The organism is Aliikangiella coralliicola (genome assembly GCF_007004725.1).
GTDB classification, from domain to species: domain Bacteria; phylum Pseudomonadota; class Gammaproteobacteria; order Enterobacterales; family Kangiellaceae; genus Aliikangiella; species Aliikangiella coralliicola.
In genome coordinates, this window is sequence record NZ_ML660168.1 from 277,572 (window position 1) to 293,804 (window position 16,233).

A 16,233-nucleotide genomic window follows, 5' to 3' on the forward strand; every position below is an offset into this window, starting at 1 on the left:
CAGCTGCGCATAAGAAGAGTCATTGAAAGTCAGTATTGATATGCATTAACACCAAAAAAACAAGTCTTAAGGATAATTGGGTCACTCAATGTGAAGCCAGTGCAGCGATTTGAGTGGTTAGCGAGGCGAGTTTGTGCAGTAATAGCAAGCTATTAAAAACAAGCTCAACGAAGAAAACCGCTCAAAGCGCTGTATTGGCTGGCTCTTCTTATGCGCAGCTGAGGTTAAATAGTGCGCTACATTAATTTCAACCCAGTAGCCAAAATTAGGAATGACAATGATTTCAGTTGAAAAATGGCATCAACAAGGAGAGTATTTTCAATATGAGGGAAATAATATTTTTTTCTGCAAAAGCGGCAACAGGGAAAAACCTAAATTATTGTTAATTCATGGTTTTCCAACCTCAAGTTGGGACTGGCATTTCCTTTGGCCTGAACTAAGCAAACATTTCCATTTATTTACAATGGATATGATTGGGTTCGGTTTTTCTGACAAGCCGGAAGGATTTGATTACACCACAAAATATCAAGCGGATCTGTTTGAGTTTTTTCTAGCAAGAGAAAACCTGTCTGATTATCATATTCTGGCCCATGACTATGGAGACACAGTAGCTCAGGAACTCCTTGCGAGAGATCTGGATAACGAAAGGGAAACGGTTCGATCAGTGCTTCTACTTAATGGCGGGCTTTTTCCGGAAACGGCCAAACCTATTCTTCTGCAAAAATTGTTGATGACGCCCTTAGGAAAAATAATCGCTCGTTTAACAACTTACAAAAAATTTAAAAAGAATTTTAATCATATTTGCCACCAGTCAATCCCGGAAGATATTTTAAGTGGTTTTTGGGAATTGATGAACCACAACAACGGTGTCGCCGCAATACCACGGTTGATCAGGTATATGAAGGAACGTACTGTTTTCAGAAGTAGATGGCTAGGCGCATTACAAAATTCCACATGCCCAATTCGATTTATTAATGGCCTGGAAGATCCGATTTCAGGAAAGCATATGGTTACTCGCTACAAACAACTGATCGCCAATGCTGACGTCGTAGAGTTACAAGATGTTGGGCACTATCCGCAAGTTGAAGCGCCGAAGTCAATTCTGGACGGGGCAACAGATTTTTGGCGTAAACATAATATTCCAGCCTGAGCTCGGCAATAAAAGAGCTCAGACTAAATCGGAGCTAAATTAAGTTTCTCACTCCGGGATAACAAGCTCGCCCTTCCAATTGAATTCAGGATCGCCTAATACAAGAAAATACGGATTTAACAACGACTCTTTTTGATTATAGGTCAATTCTGTAAAATCGAGTTTAAGCAATTGGCCACCTGCTTGTTCTACAATAGCTTGTGCCGCCGCGGTATCCCATTCAGATGTGGGTGCAAGTCTCGGATAAATATCAGCAGAACCTTCAGCAACCAAACACATTTTAAGCGAGCTACCGCGGCTTGTCAGATCAAAGCTGGCAAAGTTTTGACAAAGCGTTTCAACCTTATCAAGCCCATGACGTCGGCTAGCAACCACGGTAAAGTGCTTGTTACCTTCTTTTTCCGGCAATGTTCGGACTGAAATTTTGTCGGCTTTTTCATTACCGACCTGCTTATGGGCGCCGAGCTCCTTGGCAGCGTAGTAAACTGTGTCGAGCACCGGGGCATAAATAACACCTAACACGGGTTTGCCCGCAACGACCAATGCGATGTTAACCGTAAACTCATCATTACGCGCGATAAACTCTTTGGTGCCATCTAAAGGATCGATAACAAAACAGTAAGGCCAGGACTGTCTTTGTTCAAAGGTAATTCCTGTGCTCTCTTCTGACAAGCAAGGGATATCTGGAAACTTGCTTTCCAAATCTGAAATGATGGCGTTGTGCGCCGCTAAATCAGCTTTGGTTAATGGTGATTCATCGCCTTTTATCTGCACATCAAAATCATCGCTATTGTAGACTTCCATTATCGCTTGACCCGCTTTTTTGGAAGTAATGATGACTTGCTCAAGTATGGTGCTCAAAGAATAATTCAGTTGCTGCATTTCCATTAGCCTTTTTTAAAATATCGTTCAACCATTAATAAAGCCGCGATAGAGCGTGCTTCGGTAAAGTCGGCTTGCTCAATTAGCCCATCAATTTTACTAATTGGCCAGTACACCACTTCCAAAGGTTCAGGCTCATCCCCTTCAAGTTTTTCCGGATATAAGGACTGCGCTAAAACCAGGTTCATTTTGTGGGTAAAATACCCCGGCGCCAGTGTCATACTCTTAAGTTGTTGTAACTGACGCGCGCCGAAACCAATTTCTTCTTTCAATTCTCGGTTTGCAGCTTCGAATACGCTTTCTCCATCATCCATTAACCCTTTTGGAAAAGCGAGCTGATAATCATCAGTACCAGCCGAATATTCGCGAATTAATACAAGTTCATTACGTTCGGTTACCGGAACAATCATCACAGCGCCAGAACCACCAGAAACCATTCTTTCATAAATTCTTTTTTCGCCGTTAGAGAACTCTAGTTCCAGCTCCTCCACGCAAAACAGTCTTGTACGCGCCACTTGTTTGCGCGCTTTAATTTGTGGCTTTTCAGGCATTTTGAATAATCTTTGTAAAATCACCGATTGATTGAAATGGAGAACAATCGATTTCTCCCTGACTAAGATCTGGCTGCTTGATGCCCAACAAGTGTTTTATTCCAAATTGTCGCGCAGATTTTAATATCCTGACATTGTCATCAACAAACAAAGCTCTTTGAGGGTTAAATTGATATTTATCCTTTAGCATCCGCCAATATTCTTGCTCTTCTTTTGGATAACCAAATTCGTGAGAACTATGCAAATCACAAAAATATTGATGGAAGCTGGCGTTTAGCAATTTTATTTCCAGGCTTTTTGGGTGAGCATTGGTAACCAGGTAGACTGACTTTTCCTCATCGACTAAAAATTGTAAAAACTCTACAGCGCCGGGTCTGAAGGCAACTCTCTCCTTAACAGATTTTTTGAGTTCCGGAATATCGAGCTGCAGTCTCTCGCTCCAAAAGTCGAGGCAATACCATTGCAGCTTGCCTTCAATTGCACCATAACTTTCCGCAAGAAATGTTTTACTTTGTTCAAGGGTCAGCTGATTTTTTTCAGCATAAACTTTTGGTAAAAGTTCTAACCAAAAATAATTGTCAAACCCCAAGTCCAAAATAGTACCGTCCATATCTAATAAAACAGTATCTATCTCGCTCCAATTAATTTTTGGCTCCAATGTTTTTCCTTACATCATGAATTATTTTCTAGTGTCACCTTAAGAGTCTTATCTTAAAGCTCTTATCTTAAGACTCTTTGTTTAAATTTAATAGGCAAACGGTCATTCGCGGGTTTACCGTTATTAAACAAAGCAACAGTGTTATATAGACTTTGGTCTATTTTAGTGGAAATGCTACCAACAAATTCTAACATGCCATCAGGAAGCAAAGTGACTTTACCTTCCAGGCCAAGCTCATTTTTTGTTTTTTGTAAATTTCCGACGATTGTTTTCTTCGCTTCATCAGTTGACAATTCAACAACAAAGTCACCTAAATTCCAGGTTTTTCCGCCAAAAACCACAGCAGCTTTTCGCCAGCTTGCTCGTCCATTAATGTTCGTCGGTCTCTTATTTTCCAATATTACATCGAGGTCGCTAGACGAAACATCACCAGATAATTTAACGCCTCTAACAGACACAAACTGCTCAAACGTTGACGCAGATATATTTAAATTAACATCACTCAACTCGATGGATTCCTGGTAATTACTGCCGGCTTTGAGATTAAGACTTCCGTCGACATCTCTATCTGAAATATCAAGATTGAGCGAGAGTTTCGCAAGAAATAAAGCCAGCGGATTAATTGAATACTCTACGTTTTTTAGAGAAAGTTCAGGCGTGTTGACCGTGGCAATTTCTCCCGACCAAAGACTGCCACTTAAACCAGCGACAGTAACCTTGTTATTTTGGGGTAAAAAGTTTTCTATCAAACTAGCTGGCGCTTGCATAAAAACAAATAAAATAAACAAACCAGTCAGTACAAATATTTTTTTCTTCATTATTATTCCAAGTTATCCACGACGAATTTTTACATCGATGCTGCTAAGTCCATCGCGATCTTTGCTTCTGATATTAACTGAAGCGATTTTGACTTGATAACGATTTTGTAACTCTGCGCTCCAACGAACAAAATCATTAAATACAATATTATCAAACCATACTTGCATTTCGTCACTCCCTTTCTCTTGAACCCTGGCAACCTTCAAATTAAATCGACGAGTTGATGAGGTCACAACAGAACTAAGCGCCTGGTTGGATCGATTGCCACTGGCCTGCCCTCGCGTAGCCAATATTTTTGGCATCGCTTGCTTCCACTTTGCAACGGAAGATTCACGACTTTCAACTTGCCTCTCTAAACTGGAAACCTTGTCATTAAGCGGTTTTAGTACGACAAAAATAAGTAGCATAAGACTGACAAAAGCAGCCGCGGCCAGCACTATTTTTTGCTCGTTATTTTCCAGCCCTTCGAACCACTGTTTTAACTGTTCCATTTCTATCTCCGAATAATTAAGCGACTGGCATAACCGTCACCGCGCTGTGTCGCCGAGGACATATCAACTTCGTGTCCGCCTTGTTTCAAATCATCGCGATATTGATTGAGAATAGGTAGATCTTTCGCGATCAAATCCATTCTCAGCTCGTTACGTGACGCATCATAACTGATGTTTGTCGGGTAAATTTTTTGTAAATCGCCAATTTTGTCGGTAGAGGACTGTAACAGCGCGAGAAAAGAGTTTTCGCCATCTCCACCTTCTAATGAATTCAGATAACTTCGTAACGATTTATCTGGGTTCGCCGGTACTTTTCTACCAGGAAATGCTTGTTTCCACAGCACGGTTCTTTCTTTTGCTAAGTTACTTTTTTGCGCTTCTAAAGCGAACCACTGCGAACCTTGATAAAGAATATGCGCCGACAAAACAATTCCAGCAATGGTGGCAACTTTCCATAACATATTTTGTAACGGAGAGCTTTCAGCTTTGGGCTCATATTCGCCTTGCAAAAGGCTTAGAGGTTGCTGACTGGAATTTGACAAATATTCCTGCACTGATTCAACGATTTGGACTTGTGGCGCGAAGCGACCTACTGGAAGTTGCTGTTCAAATAACTGGGATTTCTCTTCGTCTTCAGCCACCACCACTAATGGTATTGCTATCGGCATTGACTCATCTTCACTATCTTCTTCTAGATACTTCTGAACTAACCAGGAAAAATCATCAATGTCACAGCCCCAGCGCAAACCTTTATCATCAATGATAAGTAGCTGCTCTTCTATCATTACCAGGTGAAATCCAGTTTCTGGTCTCTCTAACAAATCAAGATCAGTTCGAACTTGTCCAACTTTTATTTCTGCGTCTTTGAACTGTTGAATCAAGTCTTCAAAATAGTCAAGCGCGATACCTCTCACCGGAATCGAACCATCTTTTTGGCGTTCTCCAATCGCGATAAACAAATCATCGATAGGCTCAGCCACCTGCTCTTCCAACAGATAAGGCACGGCCTTTCGAATGTGGCGCTGCGCTTTGTTGGGCATTTGTACCGAATTAAAGTGGATATCATTCGAAGACAAAACAAGCTGCACCATTTTTCCCTTGGCAATATCAGCTAAACAGGCCAAGTCAGCTTTAAGTATTGTTTGACTTTCTAACATTAGGACAGGACTTGACGAATCGCTTTGAGCGTCATCAGCTAACCAGTAAAAACTTTCACTAGTTTTATCACCCCAAAAAATTGTTAACTTGCTCATACTTTCTTACTCACTATTCGCGGCCAAAATATCGTGAAACCACTTTAAAATTATTTTCATCATCTTTCTTGAACAGAGTTTTCATCGCAACTCTTGTTTTTCCGATCTCAGCTTTAGCACTCATTTGAAAATAGCTACTTTTAACCTCAAGCATGCCTCGTGCAGATTCGCCGATATCATTTTTCTTTTCGCCAAATTCATTAAGAAAATCATCAACTTTCTCGTAACCTTCTTCAGGTCTGTTAGAGATTGCACTACTAACATCGGCCAAGGTAATACTCCGACTATTAGTAGCGCCAGCATCAATTACCGCAAATAAAAGTGCAGCTGACTCGGCGGTAATGGTGTTCACATTAATCTGGTTAATATCCTTATCAGGTAGTACACAAATGTGAGGCCTTAACAAATTATAAAGTGGCTGACTAAAATCTTTGATTCCTCGCAATTCACTTTCATGGGCAATAAGCCCATTGGCTGTGCGATAAGGAAATTCTAACGCTTGATAATAAGCATCTTCCGCCCCATCGGGACCGGCTTCAATCGTATCTTCGTCGATCCAGTCTCTTACTGCAGTAGCCAACGCATCACCACTTATTTCCGTTTTATCATTTACCTTTCGAATCAGCTGGCCGAGGATTTTTTGTCCTGGCGTTTCGTTAGCTGCACCGGTTGCCGAGTTGAAACCACCGCCGGTGTTATTCCCACCACCACGGGTATTACCTCCCGGGTTATTTCCCCCCGGATTATTTCCGCCGCCTCGAGCATTCGGGTCATTGCCGCCACGCTCACCGCCAGTACTCGCAACGGCAATTGTGTTCAGGTTAAAACAGCTCTGCATATCTCTGATTGACGCGGTCATGCCGCCACCATCCAAAGGGAAGGTTATATCATCTTGCGCCCAGGGTTGATTTAGGTGCACGGTTTCTTCCTTTGTATTCTCAAACGCTTTTTTAAGCCAGATTTTCGCTAACTCCTCCATACCCAATAGATACGAATAAGCTTGGTCGCGGTTTATCAAATTACTACTTAGTTGTTTTTGGTAAGTTATCGTTTTCGACGCTTCAACCACCAACACAATGACAAACGCAGCAATTAATACGACAGTAATTAATACAGTTCCCTTTTGACGCTGACCAAACTTAGGTAGTTTAGTTTTTCTGGTAAACCCGTTTCTCGACAATCGGTTGTTCAACAATTGGCTACCGAGTTTAAACAGTTTGGTACGACACCAGCGACTCATCTTTGCCCACCATCTGACTTTGAGGCTTTATCTGAAATAGCGTAAAGCCGCTCTATTTCGCCATAGTCAGTAAGCTCCAGATTTAGTTTAACGGCAACCGGTAATGTCTGATCCGCTTTTTCTCCACCATCTTCCGACAGTGGCCAATAGTCATGCCATTCTTCACCGTCATAAAATGATAAACTCATTGTCTCAACTTTATCTAATAACGGTCTTTTCAAGGCTAAATCAACCGGTACACCATCGGCATAGCTAAAACTGGTTCTGATTAAAACTTTATCTTCAACTGTGTAAATCAAATGCTCCAGATTTGATCGCGGCAGCTGTGCTGGATTTCTTCGACCTAGTCGAGTTAATCGCACATAAGGAGTCGAAGATTGCAAATCGCTTTTCATACTGGCTAAAGGGTCACCAAACTCATCCCGCACTGTCCGAGTCGTAATTTGTTGGATGTCGTTGGACAAAAATAGAAATGCCCTTTGCACGCTGTTAAGCCTGTCACCATTTTCTGTGATATTCCGCTTTGATTCTGTGGCTCTGTTCAAAATCGTTAATGCACCCACACTAATCAATGCCATAATGGCCATCGCTACTAATATTTCGATTAGCGTAAATCCTGAGCTTTTTGCAGAAACATTACTCACGTGTTTTTTCTTCCTTCTGCGCAATGAATCCAACAAACCTGGTTGTTGGAATTTCATCAGACTCCTCTAACCTGACCTCGATTTCAACTTGCCTTAATTGTGCTTCTGTTGTTTTGCTTACCGTTTGTAGCCAGTACCATTTGTGATTGCGCATTTCCATATCGCCTCGGGTGACTCCAATACTAGGCCACTTGCCTTCGATTCGAACTTCGGCCATTTTATTCATTGCTACCCAATGAGCGACTACACGCTGGCTGATGTCCACGTGAGATCGGTTTTGGCTGTTCATACTGCTTAACAACATGGTGACCGTCATTCCAAAAATCACCATAGCAATTAGAACTTCAAGCAGCGTAAAACCACGCGATGAATAACCGTTATTTCTATTGCCTGAATAACTCATTATTCTTCTTCCAGATAATCGCTATAGTCGCGTTCAATATCGCTAAATAGATCACCAGGTAACGGTCCCTGATAGGCCAGCACACCGGTTAATTCGCCTTTAATTCTGAAAAATACTGGCTCGTCGTCATCCTGATAATATTCAGCAGAAGCAATCGCGAGGGTAAACTGGTTTTGTTCGCCGGTTGATAGAAAATAAACTTGAGGTGGATCGACTTTTTCTTTTTCATCCTCGTCTTCGAAAATATCAACTTCCTCTTCGAAGATATTCACCTCGTCTTCAGCTTCCTCAAAAATATTCTCACCGTCAATTGCGACATTGACTTCAACTTCTTCTGGAAATTCGTAAGCAGCCAGTTCTTCAATATCTTCAATCACAACCCATTCTGGCGGCCTTTCTTCATCATCGTCTTTTAAAACCAGAAACTTATAGCCTTTGTCATCGATTGATAATCCATATTCCTTATCTTGAATAACTGCTAAATCTCGGACCATGTCGACTGCAGCTAACAATCGTGTTGCTTGCTCGCGGGCAATTTTGTCTCCCTGGTTTCCAAACCGAGGAATAGCCACCGCAACTAAAACGGCGACAATTGCCATACCAACAAGAATTTCAAGAAGACTGAATCCATTTGAATTCTTAATCTTAAATTTTGAAAAATCTTGTCGGCACATAATACTTTCTGTAGGAGATCCTGTTTAAATTATTACTGACAAACACTTTGCCAATAATTGACACGATTAAGAGGCTATTCCTGGTCTTTCAAAGACTTAATCACTTCTTCAATATTCCAGTTGCCAATATCAGTCGCTAATCCTTCGCCGCCTTCTTCGCCATCTGCTCCTAGAGAATAAATATCGTATTCACCAAACTCACCAGGGTAAGCATATTGATATGGATTGCCCCACGGATCTTCAGCTAACTGATCGAGATAGCCGCGACGAGGGTAATTTTTTGGCGTCGGTGGTGAAGACGGCTTTTGCACTAAAGCCTCTAGCCCTTGCTCAGTAGTGGGCAACAAAAAATTATCAGCGTTATACTGAATCAACGCAGACTTAACGGCTTGAATGTCGCCCTTAATTCTGAGCAAATTAGCTTCTTCGGTTTTTCCCATGAACTGAGTAACCATAATGCCACCTAAAATTGCCATGATTGCCATTGCAACCAGTATTTCAAGTAGCGAAAATCCAGACTGTTTATTCATCACGAACCTCTTTCCATTTTTAATAATTTCAAATTAAGTTAATGCTTCATTGAGTGCGAATACCGGAAGCATAATTGCCAGTACAATGGTAAATACAAAAGATCCCATTACCAAAATCATCACCGGCCCGATCATATCCATCATAGTACTTACCATGTTATCGAATTGTCTTTCCTGATTGTCCGCAGCCCTATCTAACATCTGTTCTAATTCGCCCGAATTTTCCCCACTGGCGATCATATGCAGCATCATCGGTGGAAAGTATCCACATTGCTGCAAAGAAACTTTTAAACCGGCGCCTTCTCGAACTCTAACCGTTGCCTCTCTAACGGCAGATTTGAGTTCTTCATTGGTCATAACCTCTCCAGCTATTTTCATCCCTTCCAACAAAGGTACACTACTTTGATTGAGTATCGCCAAGGTGCGTGCAAAACGAGCGGCATTCATCCCTCTGATAACTTTTCCAAGGACCCAGGCTTTAATTTTCCAGCGGTCCCAGGCTAATTTAAGTTTCGGTTTAGTTAATGCGTATTTAAATGCACTAAATAGAGCAAAAATTACAATTACCGTGACCACTCCCCAACTCTGAACAAACTCACTCATCGACAAGAGTGCCTGAGTTAATCCAGGTAATTCTTGTCCTGACTTTACAAAACTTTTGGTGATCTCCGGAACAACATAGCCAAGTAAAAATGAGACTATCGCCACACTCACGATAGACAAAATAATTGGATAGACTAAGGCCCCCGAAATTTTAGACTGTAGCTCCTGACGAGACTCGGTGTAGTCAGCTAATCGCTCCAAAACCAAATCCAGATGGCCTGATTTTTCTCCTGCGGCCACCATCGAACGATATAGATCAGAAAACACTGCCGGATACTCACTCAGCGCATCAGCCAAAGAATGGCCTTCAACCACTCGCGATCGAATCCCCATTAGCATACTTCGTTGCTTAGGTTTTTCACACTGTTCGGCAACAGCTTTAACAGTTTCTTCTACTGGGATTGCAGCACGTACCAAAGTCGCGATCTGACGCGTAATTAGCGCTAAGTCAGTGGCACTAATTTTGGTTTTAAAGAAACCGGATTGTCCTTGAGACGCTTTTGTTTTTTTAGTGTTAGTGACACTTTCAACTTCAAGTGGGATGAGTTGCTTGTCACGTAAAAGCTGACGAATTTGGCGGGGAGTATCCCCTTCCATAATTCCTTTTTTCTGTTTACCTGACTGGTCAAGTGCAACATATTCAAATGCGGCCATATTAACTCACCACCTTAATCTTCACGTGTCACGCGCAACACTTCTTCAATGGTAGTCATACCTTCGAGAACTCTATTTTTACCATCTTCACGAATACTAAAGTTATTCTCTCTGGCATAGCGCTCAATCTCGATTTCACTAGCACCGTTATGAATTTTGTCACGAACATCTTCGTCAACTAATAGCAACTCAAAAATACCCTGTCTGCCCCGATAACCGGAATTGTTACACTCAACACAACCTTCTGCGTGGTATATATCGGGGGGATTGTCGACATCAAAATTCATCAATTCGCATTCTTTTGCATTGGCAGGCGCTTTTCTTCGACAGGTTGGACAAAGGGTTCTAACCAGTCTTTGAGCAAGTACGCCAAGCAAACTTGATGATAATAAAAAGGGCTCGATACCCATGTCTTGCAAACGAGTCACAGCACCAGACGCAGTATTAGTATGCAACGTGGATAACACGAGATGCCCTGTCAAACTTGCCTGAACAGCAATTTGCGCGGTTTCTAAATCTCGAATCTCACCAACCATAACTACATCTGGATCTTGACGCAAAATTGCACGAAGGCCGCGTGCAAAGGTCATATCAACTTTACTGTTAACCTGAGTTTGTCCAATGCCATCTAACAAATACTCTATTGGATCTTCAACCGTTAATATATTTCTGGAGGCATGATTAAGAAGCGTTAAACCAGCATATAGTGTGGTTGTTTTACCAGAACCTGTCGGTCCGGTCACCAATATGATGCCGTGAGGCTTGTGGAGAATCTCACTCATTTTTTCCATCAAGTCTGAAGGCATTCCCAAATGACTAAAATCAAGTCGTCCTGCTTGTTTATCTAACAGACGTAATACAACACGTTCGCCATGACTAGATGGAATAGTCGACACACGAACATCAACACCTCGATTGGCAATTTTTAATGCGATTCGCCCGTCCTGTGGAACTCGCTTTTCGGCGATGTCTAATTTCGCCATAACTTTAATTCGCGATACTAAAAGTGGTGCTAATTTTTTACTCGGACTTAAAACTTCACGCAATACGCCATCGACACGAAACCGAACTTTAAGGTCATTTTCAAATGTCTCAACATGAATATCAGACGCATTAACCTTGATCGCTTCAGTCAACAACGCATTAATTAATTTTATGATAGGCGCATCATCATCGGCTTCGAGCAAATCCTCTGTCTCCGGCATTTCTTCTGCCAGACGAAACAAGTCCATATCATCGCCGATATCTTCCATGGCGGCCATGGCTTCCCCAGAGTTATCCTGATAAACCTCAGAAAGAATCGCTTCAAAACCGTCTTCATCAACTTCGGTAAACTGAATTTTTCTACCGGCAAAACGACGCGCTTCAGCAATTGCGATTAGAGAAGCGTCTTTTTTTACCACCGCATGAATCGTGCTTAATGATTGTAAATCAGCACCATCTTCGGGCAATTTGAAAACTATTCCCTGGCGTTTTGCAAAAGTAAAAGGTAGTTTATTATGCGAAATGACATCAGGGCTAGCATCTTGCTCTACATCAACACTATCTTTATCTTCAGCAGAAACGGGCTCGACGTTGTCTTGCTGTATGAATTCACTGACAGACATAGCCCCTCCTAATCCTGAGACTCGTTTTCTTCTACCTTCTCAAGCTCCATCTCCAAATCATGTTTTTTGAGTGTTTCCTCAAATGAAGGTGGCAACGCTAACTCTTCGTTCCATTTAGGCAGCAGCGTTGATTCAGTGGAAGGCATTAACGAGATACCACGTTGCTGCCAGTCAATTTGCTGGGCACGCATATAGTTATATTTACGAGAACTAATTTTTTCAAAGCCCGCAACATCGCTAATAATTTTCGGTCGGATAAACACCATCAGGTTTCGTTTGGACTTAGTCGTAGCACGAGAAGAGAACAAGTTTCCAATAATAGGCAAGTCACCTAGCACCGGCACTTTTTGGGCGCTTTCCTGAATGTTATCGTCAATTAAACCACCAAGAACGATGACTTGCTCGTTGTTAGCAAGCACAGCTGTTTTTATCGTGCTTTTATTCACCGCGATGTCGGTTCCGGTAGCACCGGCAACACTGGAAACTTCTTGCTCGATGATTAGTCTAACCGCATCTCCTTCGTTGATCTGTGGTGTTATTTTTAACTTAATACCAACGTCTTTTCGTTCAACCGTCTGAAATGGATTAGCATTATTGCCGCCAAGTGTTGAGCCGGTCAAAATTGGTATTTCCTGTCCGATACTAATCACCGCTTCTTCATTATCAAGCGTGGTAATAAACGGTGTCGAGAGAACATTTGAGTCAATATCAGTAGCCAAGGCTTTCACCAGACCTGCCCACGATTTGTCATCGGTAAAACCAAAAAGCGCCCCGGTGGTTCCTGCTAAAACTTGCGCTAACGCAGCACCATTATCGCCGCCGGTAGAGCCTGGTGTAGTTGTGGTAGTTGTTCCGTCCGGCGCAGTTGTGGTTACAGTAGAGCCTTGAGCGTCTAACCCTTGGTTTGCAATGACTCCTCCGCCCACTTGTGCAATTGATGGTGAGCTATTCGAGAAGTTAATGAGTCCCGCCTGAGTTACCCATTGCACCCCTAACTCTTTTACTTTTGTATCAGAAATTTCAACAATAACCGCTTCAACATGAACCTGTTTACGGCGCAAATCTAACTGAGCAATGACAGATTCAAATGAGCGCATAATATCCGGCGCTGCGGTAATCACTAGTGAGTTTGTCTCAGCGTGGGCTTTAATTGAATAAGCTTTATCGTTGCCGCGGCGAGACTTGCGATTATCTTTACCTTCTTCTTTTTCAATTGACTCACCAACCCCTTCAAGCAATGTAGCTAACTCTTCTGCGTTTGCATACTTTAGATAAATAACATTAGTGTTTCCGTTGTTACTTATCTCTGAATCTAAGCGAGCAATCAATACTTTTAAGCGCAAAGACGCTTTGCTATCTGCGCTTAATAATATGCTATTAGTTCTCTCATCAGCGACAAAACGTGGTTTATTGGAAGTCGGCGCTTTTGACTGCCCACTTTGCTTTTCGAGACTTTCTAATATACGAACAATTTCAGTTGCGGAAGCATGTTGGAGTGGAACAACTTCTATTTCTTCATTACTTTCTTTATCTATTTGACGAATGATTTTTACAATTCTTTCAAGGTTAGCAGCAGTATCATGGATAACCATTACATTAGTTGGTTTATATTGAGCCATGTGACCCTGAGTGGAAATAAGCGTTCTTAATAGAGGAACCAACTGACCAACATCCACATTATCAACTTTGATGACACGAGTGACCAGCTGATCGCCTGTGAATCTTTTTCCACCTTCAACATAAACAGGTACTGAGTCTTGCTTGGCAGCTTGTAACTGTTCAATTTTATAAACACCATTAGTTTCTACGGCAGAAAATTGATGAACTTTTAGTACACTGAGAAAAAGTGCAAAAATTTCATCCTCATCCATCTCGTGTTGAGAAATAACGGTTACTTTCTTATTTTTAACACGCGGATCGATGATAAAAGTTTTCCCTGTAATTCGACTTACACTCTCGATAAAAACCTGAATATCGGTGTCTTTCAAATTAAGAGTCGCCTTGGCTGCAAATACAGCAGGGGATATAAACACCATTCCCAAAACCAGCCATATCGTTTTTAAGAGTCGTTTTGACTTGGTATTTTCGGTTTTATTTCGAATTGCTAAACGCACTTTAAAATCCTACTTTCTAATTTAAATTCAATAGTAAACTGAGCGTCTCGCCGTTACGCTCTATCTCAACATTCAAATCCTCAATAGATTGAACATCATTCATTAATGACATGGCATCCTGCATGTTGTCTAATGCAACGCCATTGATTGACCTGACAACATCGCCTCGTCTAAGCCCTAACTCTTGGAATAACCTTTTATCTCTGCCGGGGGAAACCTTGAACCCACGTAGCTCACCGTTAACAAAATGGGGTCTTCCACTAATGACATCGGAAACACTTGTCGGGTCACTCTGAAACTTGTTTCGATATTCATTAAGTTGACGGCTAATTCTTTGATTACTGCGCTTATCTTCAACTTTCGCTTTTTTACTGGCAGGTTTTCGAGATTCTTCAGATTTTTTAATGACAGTGTTAACCAGTTCAGTTGTCTCCAGCGTCAATGCTTCTTTTCTTCCATTTGTTTCTAAAATAACTTTGTCCATAAATACCTGGCGTAAATAGACCCGACCACTCACTTCCAGCTTTTCATTCACGAAGTAAACAGCCTGTTTCCCTCTACCATCCTCGATAATGGCATTTGCCTTATCTTTGCTATCTGCAGCATAAATACCGCGCAGCTTTAAGTTCAGTTTGGTTTCTTCTACCTGCTCTACAACCTCGGTTTTTGGTGCTTCCTTAACTACACTACCAAACAACTCCATACCAACTAACTTATTGACATCAATTTTGTTGCCACTCTTCACACTAGCCACTGGCGTCACTTTCACCGGTCCGAATTCGCTCGGAGCCATAAAATAGGCTACCCACACCCAGAAAATCTTGCTCAGTATATACACAACCAGAATTCCTCCGCCCCATTGGACCAAAGGCAACCAGTTGTCAAAGTTTTTAAACCAAGCTGTTGATTTTAAATTAGAAAAATTCATTCTACTCAATATTTAAATTGGTTGTTTTTATTGAAACAACACACATGTACACTAAACCCGGTGAATTATCGCGTTGCGGCTACTTCGCATACAATTACGCTCTTGCGGGAAATCACTAACACTGCGCGTTTGTATTCTACGTATTAACAATCTGCGGTATGCTTATACTTCTGAAGTTCACAGTAAAAACTTAAATTAAGCTAATTTTAATAATACGGACTTAGCTAATAATCAGAAGTTCGGCCGACAAAACCAGTTTAACCGATGTCACTGCGAAGAATCACACATAATCACTGCTAAAATAGCGTAAAACTTCGAGTTTTTACCAACAAACGGGTAAAATTATTATTTTCAGCGCTATAAACGCCCTGCCCTTTTAAAAGGGGTCAAAGAATAACAAATAAATCAGTAGGTTTGTAACTTTTTACCAAACGGTTGGGAATATGTCACAGGAAAGTAAAATTCAGTTGCAAGAAAGCAAAGTACGTCTCGATAAATGGCTGTGGGCTTGTCGATTTTATAAAACTCGCGCAATTGCGAAGGCGGCCATAGAAGGTGGTAAAGTTCACTATCAAAATCAGAAACCTAAACCCGGAAAAATCGTTCAGATAGGAGAAACAGTAAAGCTCCGTCAGGGTTTCGACGAAAAAACTGTGGTTATTAAAGAACTGTCAGATAAAAGAGGTCCGGCGAAAGTTGCCCAAACCCTCTATGAAGAGACCAAAGATAGCGTGAAAAAACGAGAAGAAATCGCTCAGATGCGCAAATTATCGGCACCAGCGACTTCAGGTCGTCCAGATAAAAAACAGCGTCGCCTGATCCATCGATTTAAAAACATTCATGATTATAATCCTGATGCTGAAAAACAATAACTTCAATAACGCTGATAAACCTGACTGAGCATACTAACAAATCAGTTTTCCAGAGTTGACGAATAGTCATTTAACTTATTGAATTGAATAAGTATTTCAAACTACTTTAAGCCACCTGAAATTGTGAATTCATCAAGAATTTCAACTCATTAGCACAACT

Annotated in this window: 17 protein-coding genes; 2 read left to right on the plus strand and 15 right to left on the minus strand. The window is 41.5% G+C overall.

From position 1 onward, the window contains the following. Positions 1-277: 277 nt before the first annotated feature. Entirely contained in the window at positions 278-1,150 is an 873-nt protein-coding gene (locus FLL46_RS20220; RefSeq protein ID WP_142933169.1) for an alpha/beta fold hydrolase, read from the plus strand. A gap of 48 nt (positions 1,151-1,198) precedes the next feature. Here the strand turns inward: FLL46_RS20220 and cysQ are convergent, their stop codons facing one another. From cysQ to gspC, 15 genes are all read right to left on the minus strand, one after another. Beyond that, positions 1,199-2,032, minus strand: a complete 834-nt coding sequence (gene cysQ, locus FLL46_RS20225; RefSeq protein WP_210418767.1) for a 3'(2'),5'-bisphosphate nucleotidase CysQ — start codon at positions 2,030-2,032, stop codon at positions 1,199-1,201. Positions 2,033-2,037: 5 nt separating this feature from the next. Continuing rightward, complete coding sequence (nudE, locus tag FLL46_RS20230; protein ID WP_142933171.1) at positions 2,038-2,583, minus strand: ADP compounds hydrolase NudE; 546 nt, start codon at positions 2,581-2,583, stop codon at positions 2,038-2,040. Next, positions 2,576-3,241, minus strand: a complete 666-nt coding sequence (yrfG, locus tag FLL46_RS20235; protein ID WP_142933172.1) for a GMP/IMP nucleotidase — start codon at positions 3,239-3,241, stop codon at positions 2,576-2,578. Before yrfG ends, nudE begins: the two co-directional genes overlap by 8 nt. A 62-nt stretch (positions 3,242-3,303) precedes the next feature. Further along, positions 3,304-4,059 (minus strand): type II secretion system protein N, encoded by a 756-nt coding sequence (locus FLL46_RS20240; RefSeq protein WP_142933173.1) that lies wholly within the window; start codon positions 4,057-4,059, stop codon positions 3,304-3,306. A 12-nt stretch (positions 4,060-4,071) separates the two neighbouring features. Continuing rightward, positions 4,072-4,551: a type II secretion system protein GspM gene (gene gspM / locus FLL46_RS20245; protein ID WP_142933174.1), complete on the minus strand. Its 480-nt coding sequence runs from the start codon at positions 4,549-4,551 to the stop codon at positions 4,072-4,074. A 2-nt stretch (positions 4,552-4,553) separates the two neighbouring features. After that, positions 4,554-5,804: a type II secretion system protein GspL gene (gene gspL / locus FLL46_RS20250; protein WP_142933175.1), complete on the minus strand. Its 1,251-nt coding sequence runs from the start codon at positions 5,802-5,804 to the stop codon at positions 4,554-4,556. 13 nt (positions 5,805-5,817) lie between these two features. Then, positions 5,818-7,044, minus strand: a complete 1,227-nt coding sequence (gene gspK, locus FLL46_RS20255) for a type II secretion system minor pseudopilin GspK (protein ID WP_142933176.1) — start codon at positions 7,042-7,044, stop codon at positions 5,818-5,820. Next, on the minus strand, positions 7,041-7,745 hold the full coding sequence (gspJ, locus tag FLL46_RS20260) for a type II secretion system minor pseudopilin GspJ (protein WP_142933177.1): 705 nt from the start codon (positions 7,743-7,745) through the stop codon (positions 7,041-7,043). Before gspJ ends, gspK begins: the two co-directional genes overlap by 4 nt. Further along, a complete protein-coding gene (gene gspI / locus FLL46_RS20265) occupies positions 7,681-8,091 on the minus strand; it encodes a type II secretion system minor pseudopilin GspI (RefSeq protein WP_142933178.1) in 411 nt (136 codons plus the stop codon). Before gspI ends, gspJ begins: the two co-directional genes overlap by 65 nt. After that, positions 8,091-8,765: a prepilin-type N-terminal cleavage/methylation domain-containing protein gene (locus tag FLL46_RS20270; RefSeq protein ID WP_142933179.1), complete on the minus strand. Its 675-nt coding sequence runs from the start codon at positions 8,763-8,765 to the stop codon at positions 8,091-8,093. Before FLL46_RS20270 ends, gspI begins: the two co-directional genes overlap by 1 nt. A gap of 74 nt (positions 8,766-8,839) precedes the next feature. Further along, the gene (gene gspG / locus FLL46_RS20275; protein ID WP_142933180.1) at positions 8,840-9,295 is read right to left on the minus strand and encodes a type II secretion system major pseudopilin GspG; all 456 of its coding nucleotides are present in this window, start codon (positions 9,293-9,295) and stop codon (positions 8,840-8,842) included. Between the two features lie 33 nt (positions 9,296-9,328). Continuing rightward, entirely contained in the window at positions 9,329-10,552 is a 1,224-nt protein-coding gene (gspF, locus tag FLL46_RS20280; RefSeq protein ID WP_142933181.1) for a type II secretion system inner membrane protein GspF, read from the minus strand. 14 nt (positions 10,553-10,566) lie between these two features. Next, positions 10,567-12,159 (minus strand): type II secretion system ATPase GspE, encoded by a 1,593-nt coding sequence (gspE, locus tag FLL46_RS20285; protein WP_142933182.1) that lies wholly within the window; start codon positions 12,157-12,159, stop codon positions 10,567-10,569. Positions 12,160-12,167: 8 nt separating this feature from the next. Beyond that, positions 12,168-14,273: a type II secretion system secretin GspD gene (gspD, locus tag FLL46_RS20290; RefSeq protein ID WP_246119361.1), complete on the minus strand. Its 2,106-nt coding sequence runs from the start codon at positions 14,271-14,273 to the stop codon at positions 12,168-12,170. 16 nt (positions 14,274-14,289) lie between these two features. Beyond that, positions 14,290-15,111: a type II secretion system protein GspC gene (gene gspC / locus FLL46_RS20295; protein ID WP_168204261.1), complete on the minus strand. Its 822-nt coding sequence runs from the start codon at positions 15,109-15,111 to the stop codon at positions 14,290-14,292. A gap of 533 nt (positions 15,112-15,644) precedes the next feature. Here gspC and hslR point away from each other — a divergent pair. Further along, positions 15,645-16,073, plus strand: coding sequence for a ribosome-associated heat shock protein Hsp15 (gene hslR, locus FLL46_RS20300; protein ID WP_142933184.1), 429 nt, complete (start codon positions 15,645-15,647; stop codon positions 16,071-16,073). Positions 16,074-16,233: the final 160 nt, after the last annotated feature.

Coding starts and splice junctions, on each gene's coding strand:
- FLL46_RS20220 (WP_142933169.1), top strand. CDS start 278: ATGATTTCAGTTGAAAAATGGCATCAACAAGGAGAGTATTTTCAATAT.
- cysQ (WP_210418767.1), bottom strand. CDS start 2,032: ATGCAGCAACTGAATTATTCTTTGAGCACCATACTTGAGCAAGTCATC.
- nudE (WP_142933171.1), bottom strand. CDS start 2,583: ATGCCTGAAAAGCCACAAATTAAAGCGCGCAAACAAGTGGCGCGTACA.
- FLL46_RS20240 (WP_142933173.1), bottom strand. CDS start 4,059: ATGAAGAAAAAAATATTTGTACTGACTGGTTTGTTTATTTTATTTGTT.
- gspM (WP_142933174.1), bottom strand. CDS start 4,551: ATGGAACAGTTAAAACAGTGGTTCGAAGGGCTGGAAAATAACGAGCAA.
- gspL (WP_142933175.1), bottom strand. CDS start 5,804: ATGAGCAAGTTAACAATTTTTTGGGGTGATAAAACTAGTGAAAGTTTT.
- gspK (WP_142933176.1), bottom strand. CDS start 7,044: ATGAGTCGCTGGTGTCGTACCAAACTGTTTAAACTCGGTAGCCAATTG.
- gspJ (WP_142933177.1), bottom strand. CDS start 7,745: ATGAAATTCCAACAACCAGGTTTGTTGGATTCATTGCGCAGAAGGAAG.
- gspI (WP_142933178.1), bottom strand. CDS start 8,091: ATGAGTTATTCAGGCAATAGAAATAACGGTTATTCATCGCGTGGTTTT.
- FLL46_RS20270 (WP_142933179.1), bottom strand. CDS start 8,765: ATGTGCCGACAAGATTTTTCAAAATTTAAGATTAAGAATTCAAATGGA.
- gspG (WP_142933180.1), bottom strand. CDS start 9,295: ATGAATAAACAGTCTGGATTTTCGCTACTTGAAATACTGGTTGCAATG.
- gspF (WP_142933181.1), bottom strand. CDS start 10,552: ATGGCCGCATTTGAATATGTTGCACTTGACCAGTCAGGTAAACAGAAA.
- gspE (WP_142933182.1), bottom strand. CDS start 12,159: ATGTCTGTCAGTGAATTCATACAGCAAGACAACGTCGAGCCCGTTTCT.
- hslR (WP_142933184.1), top strand. CDS start 15,645: ATGTCACAGGAAAGTAAAATTCAGTTGCAAGAAAGCAAAGTACGTCTC.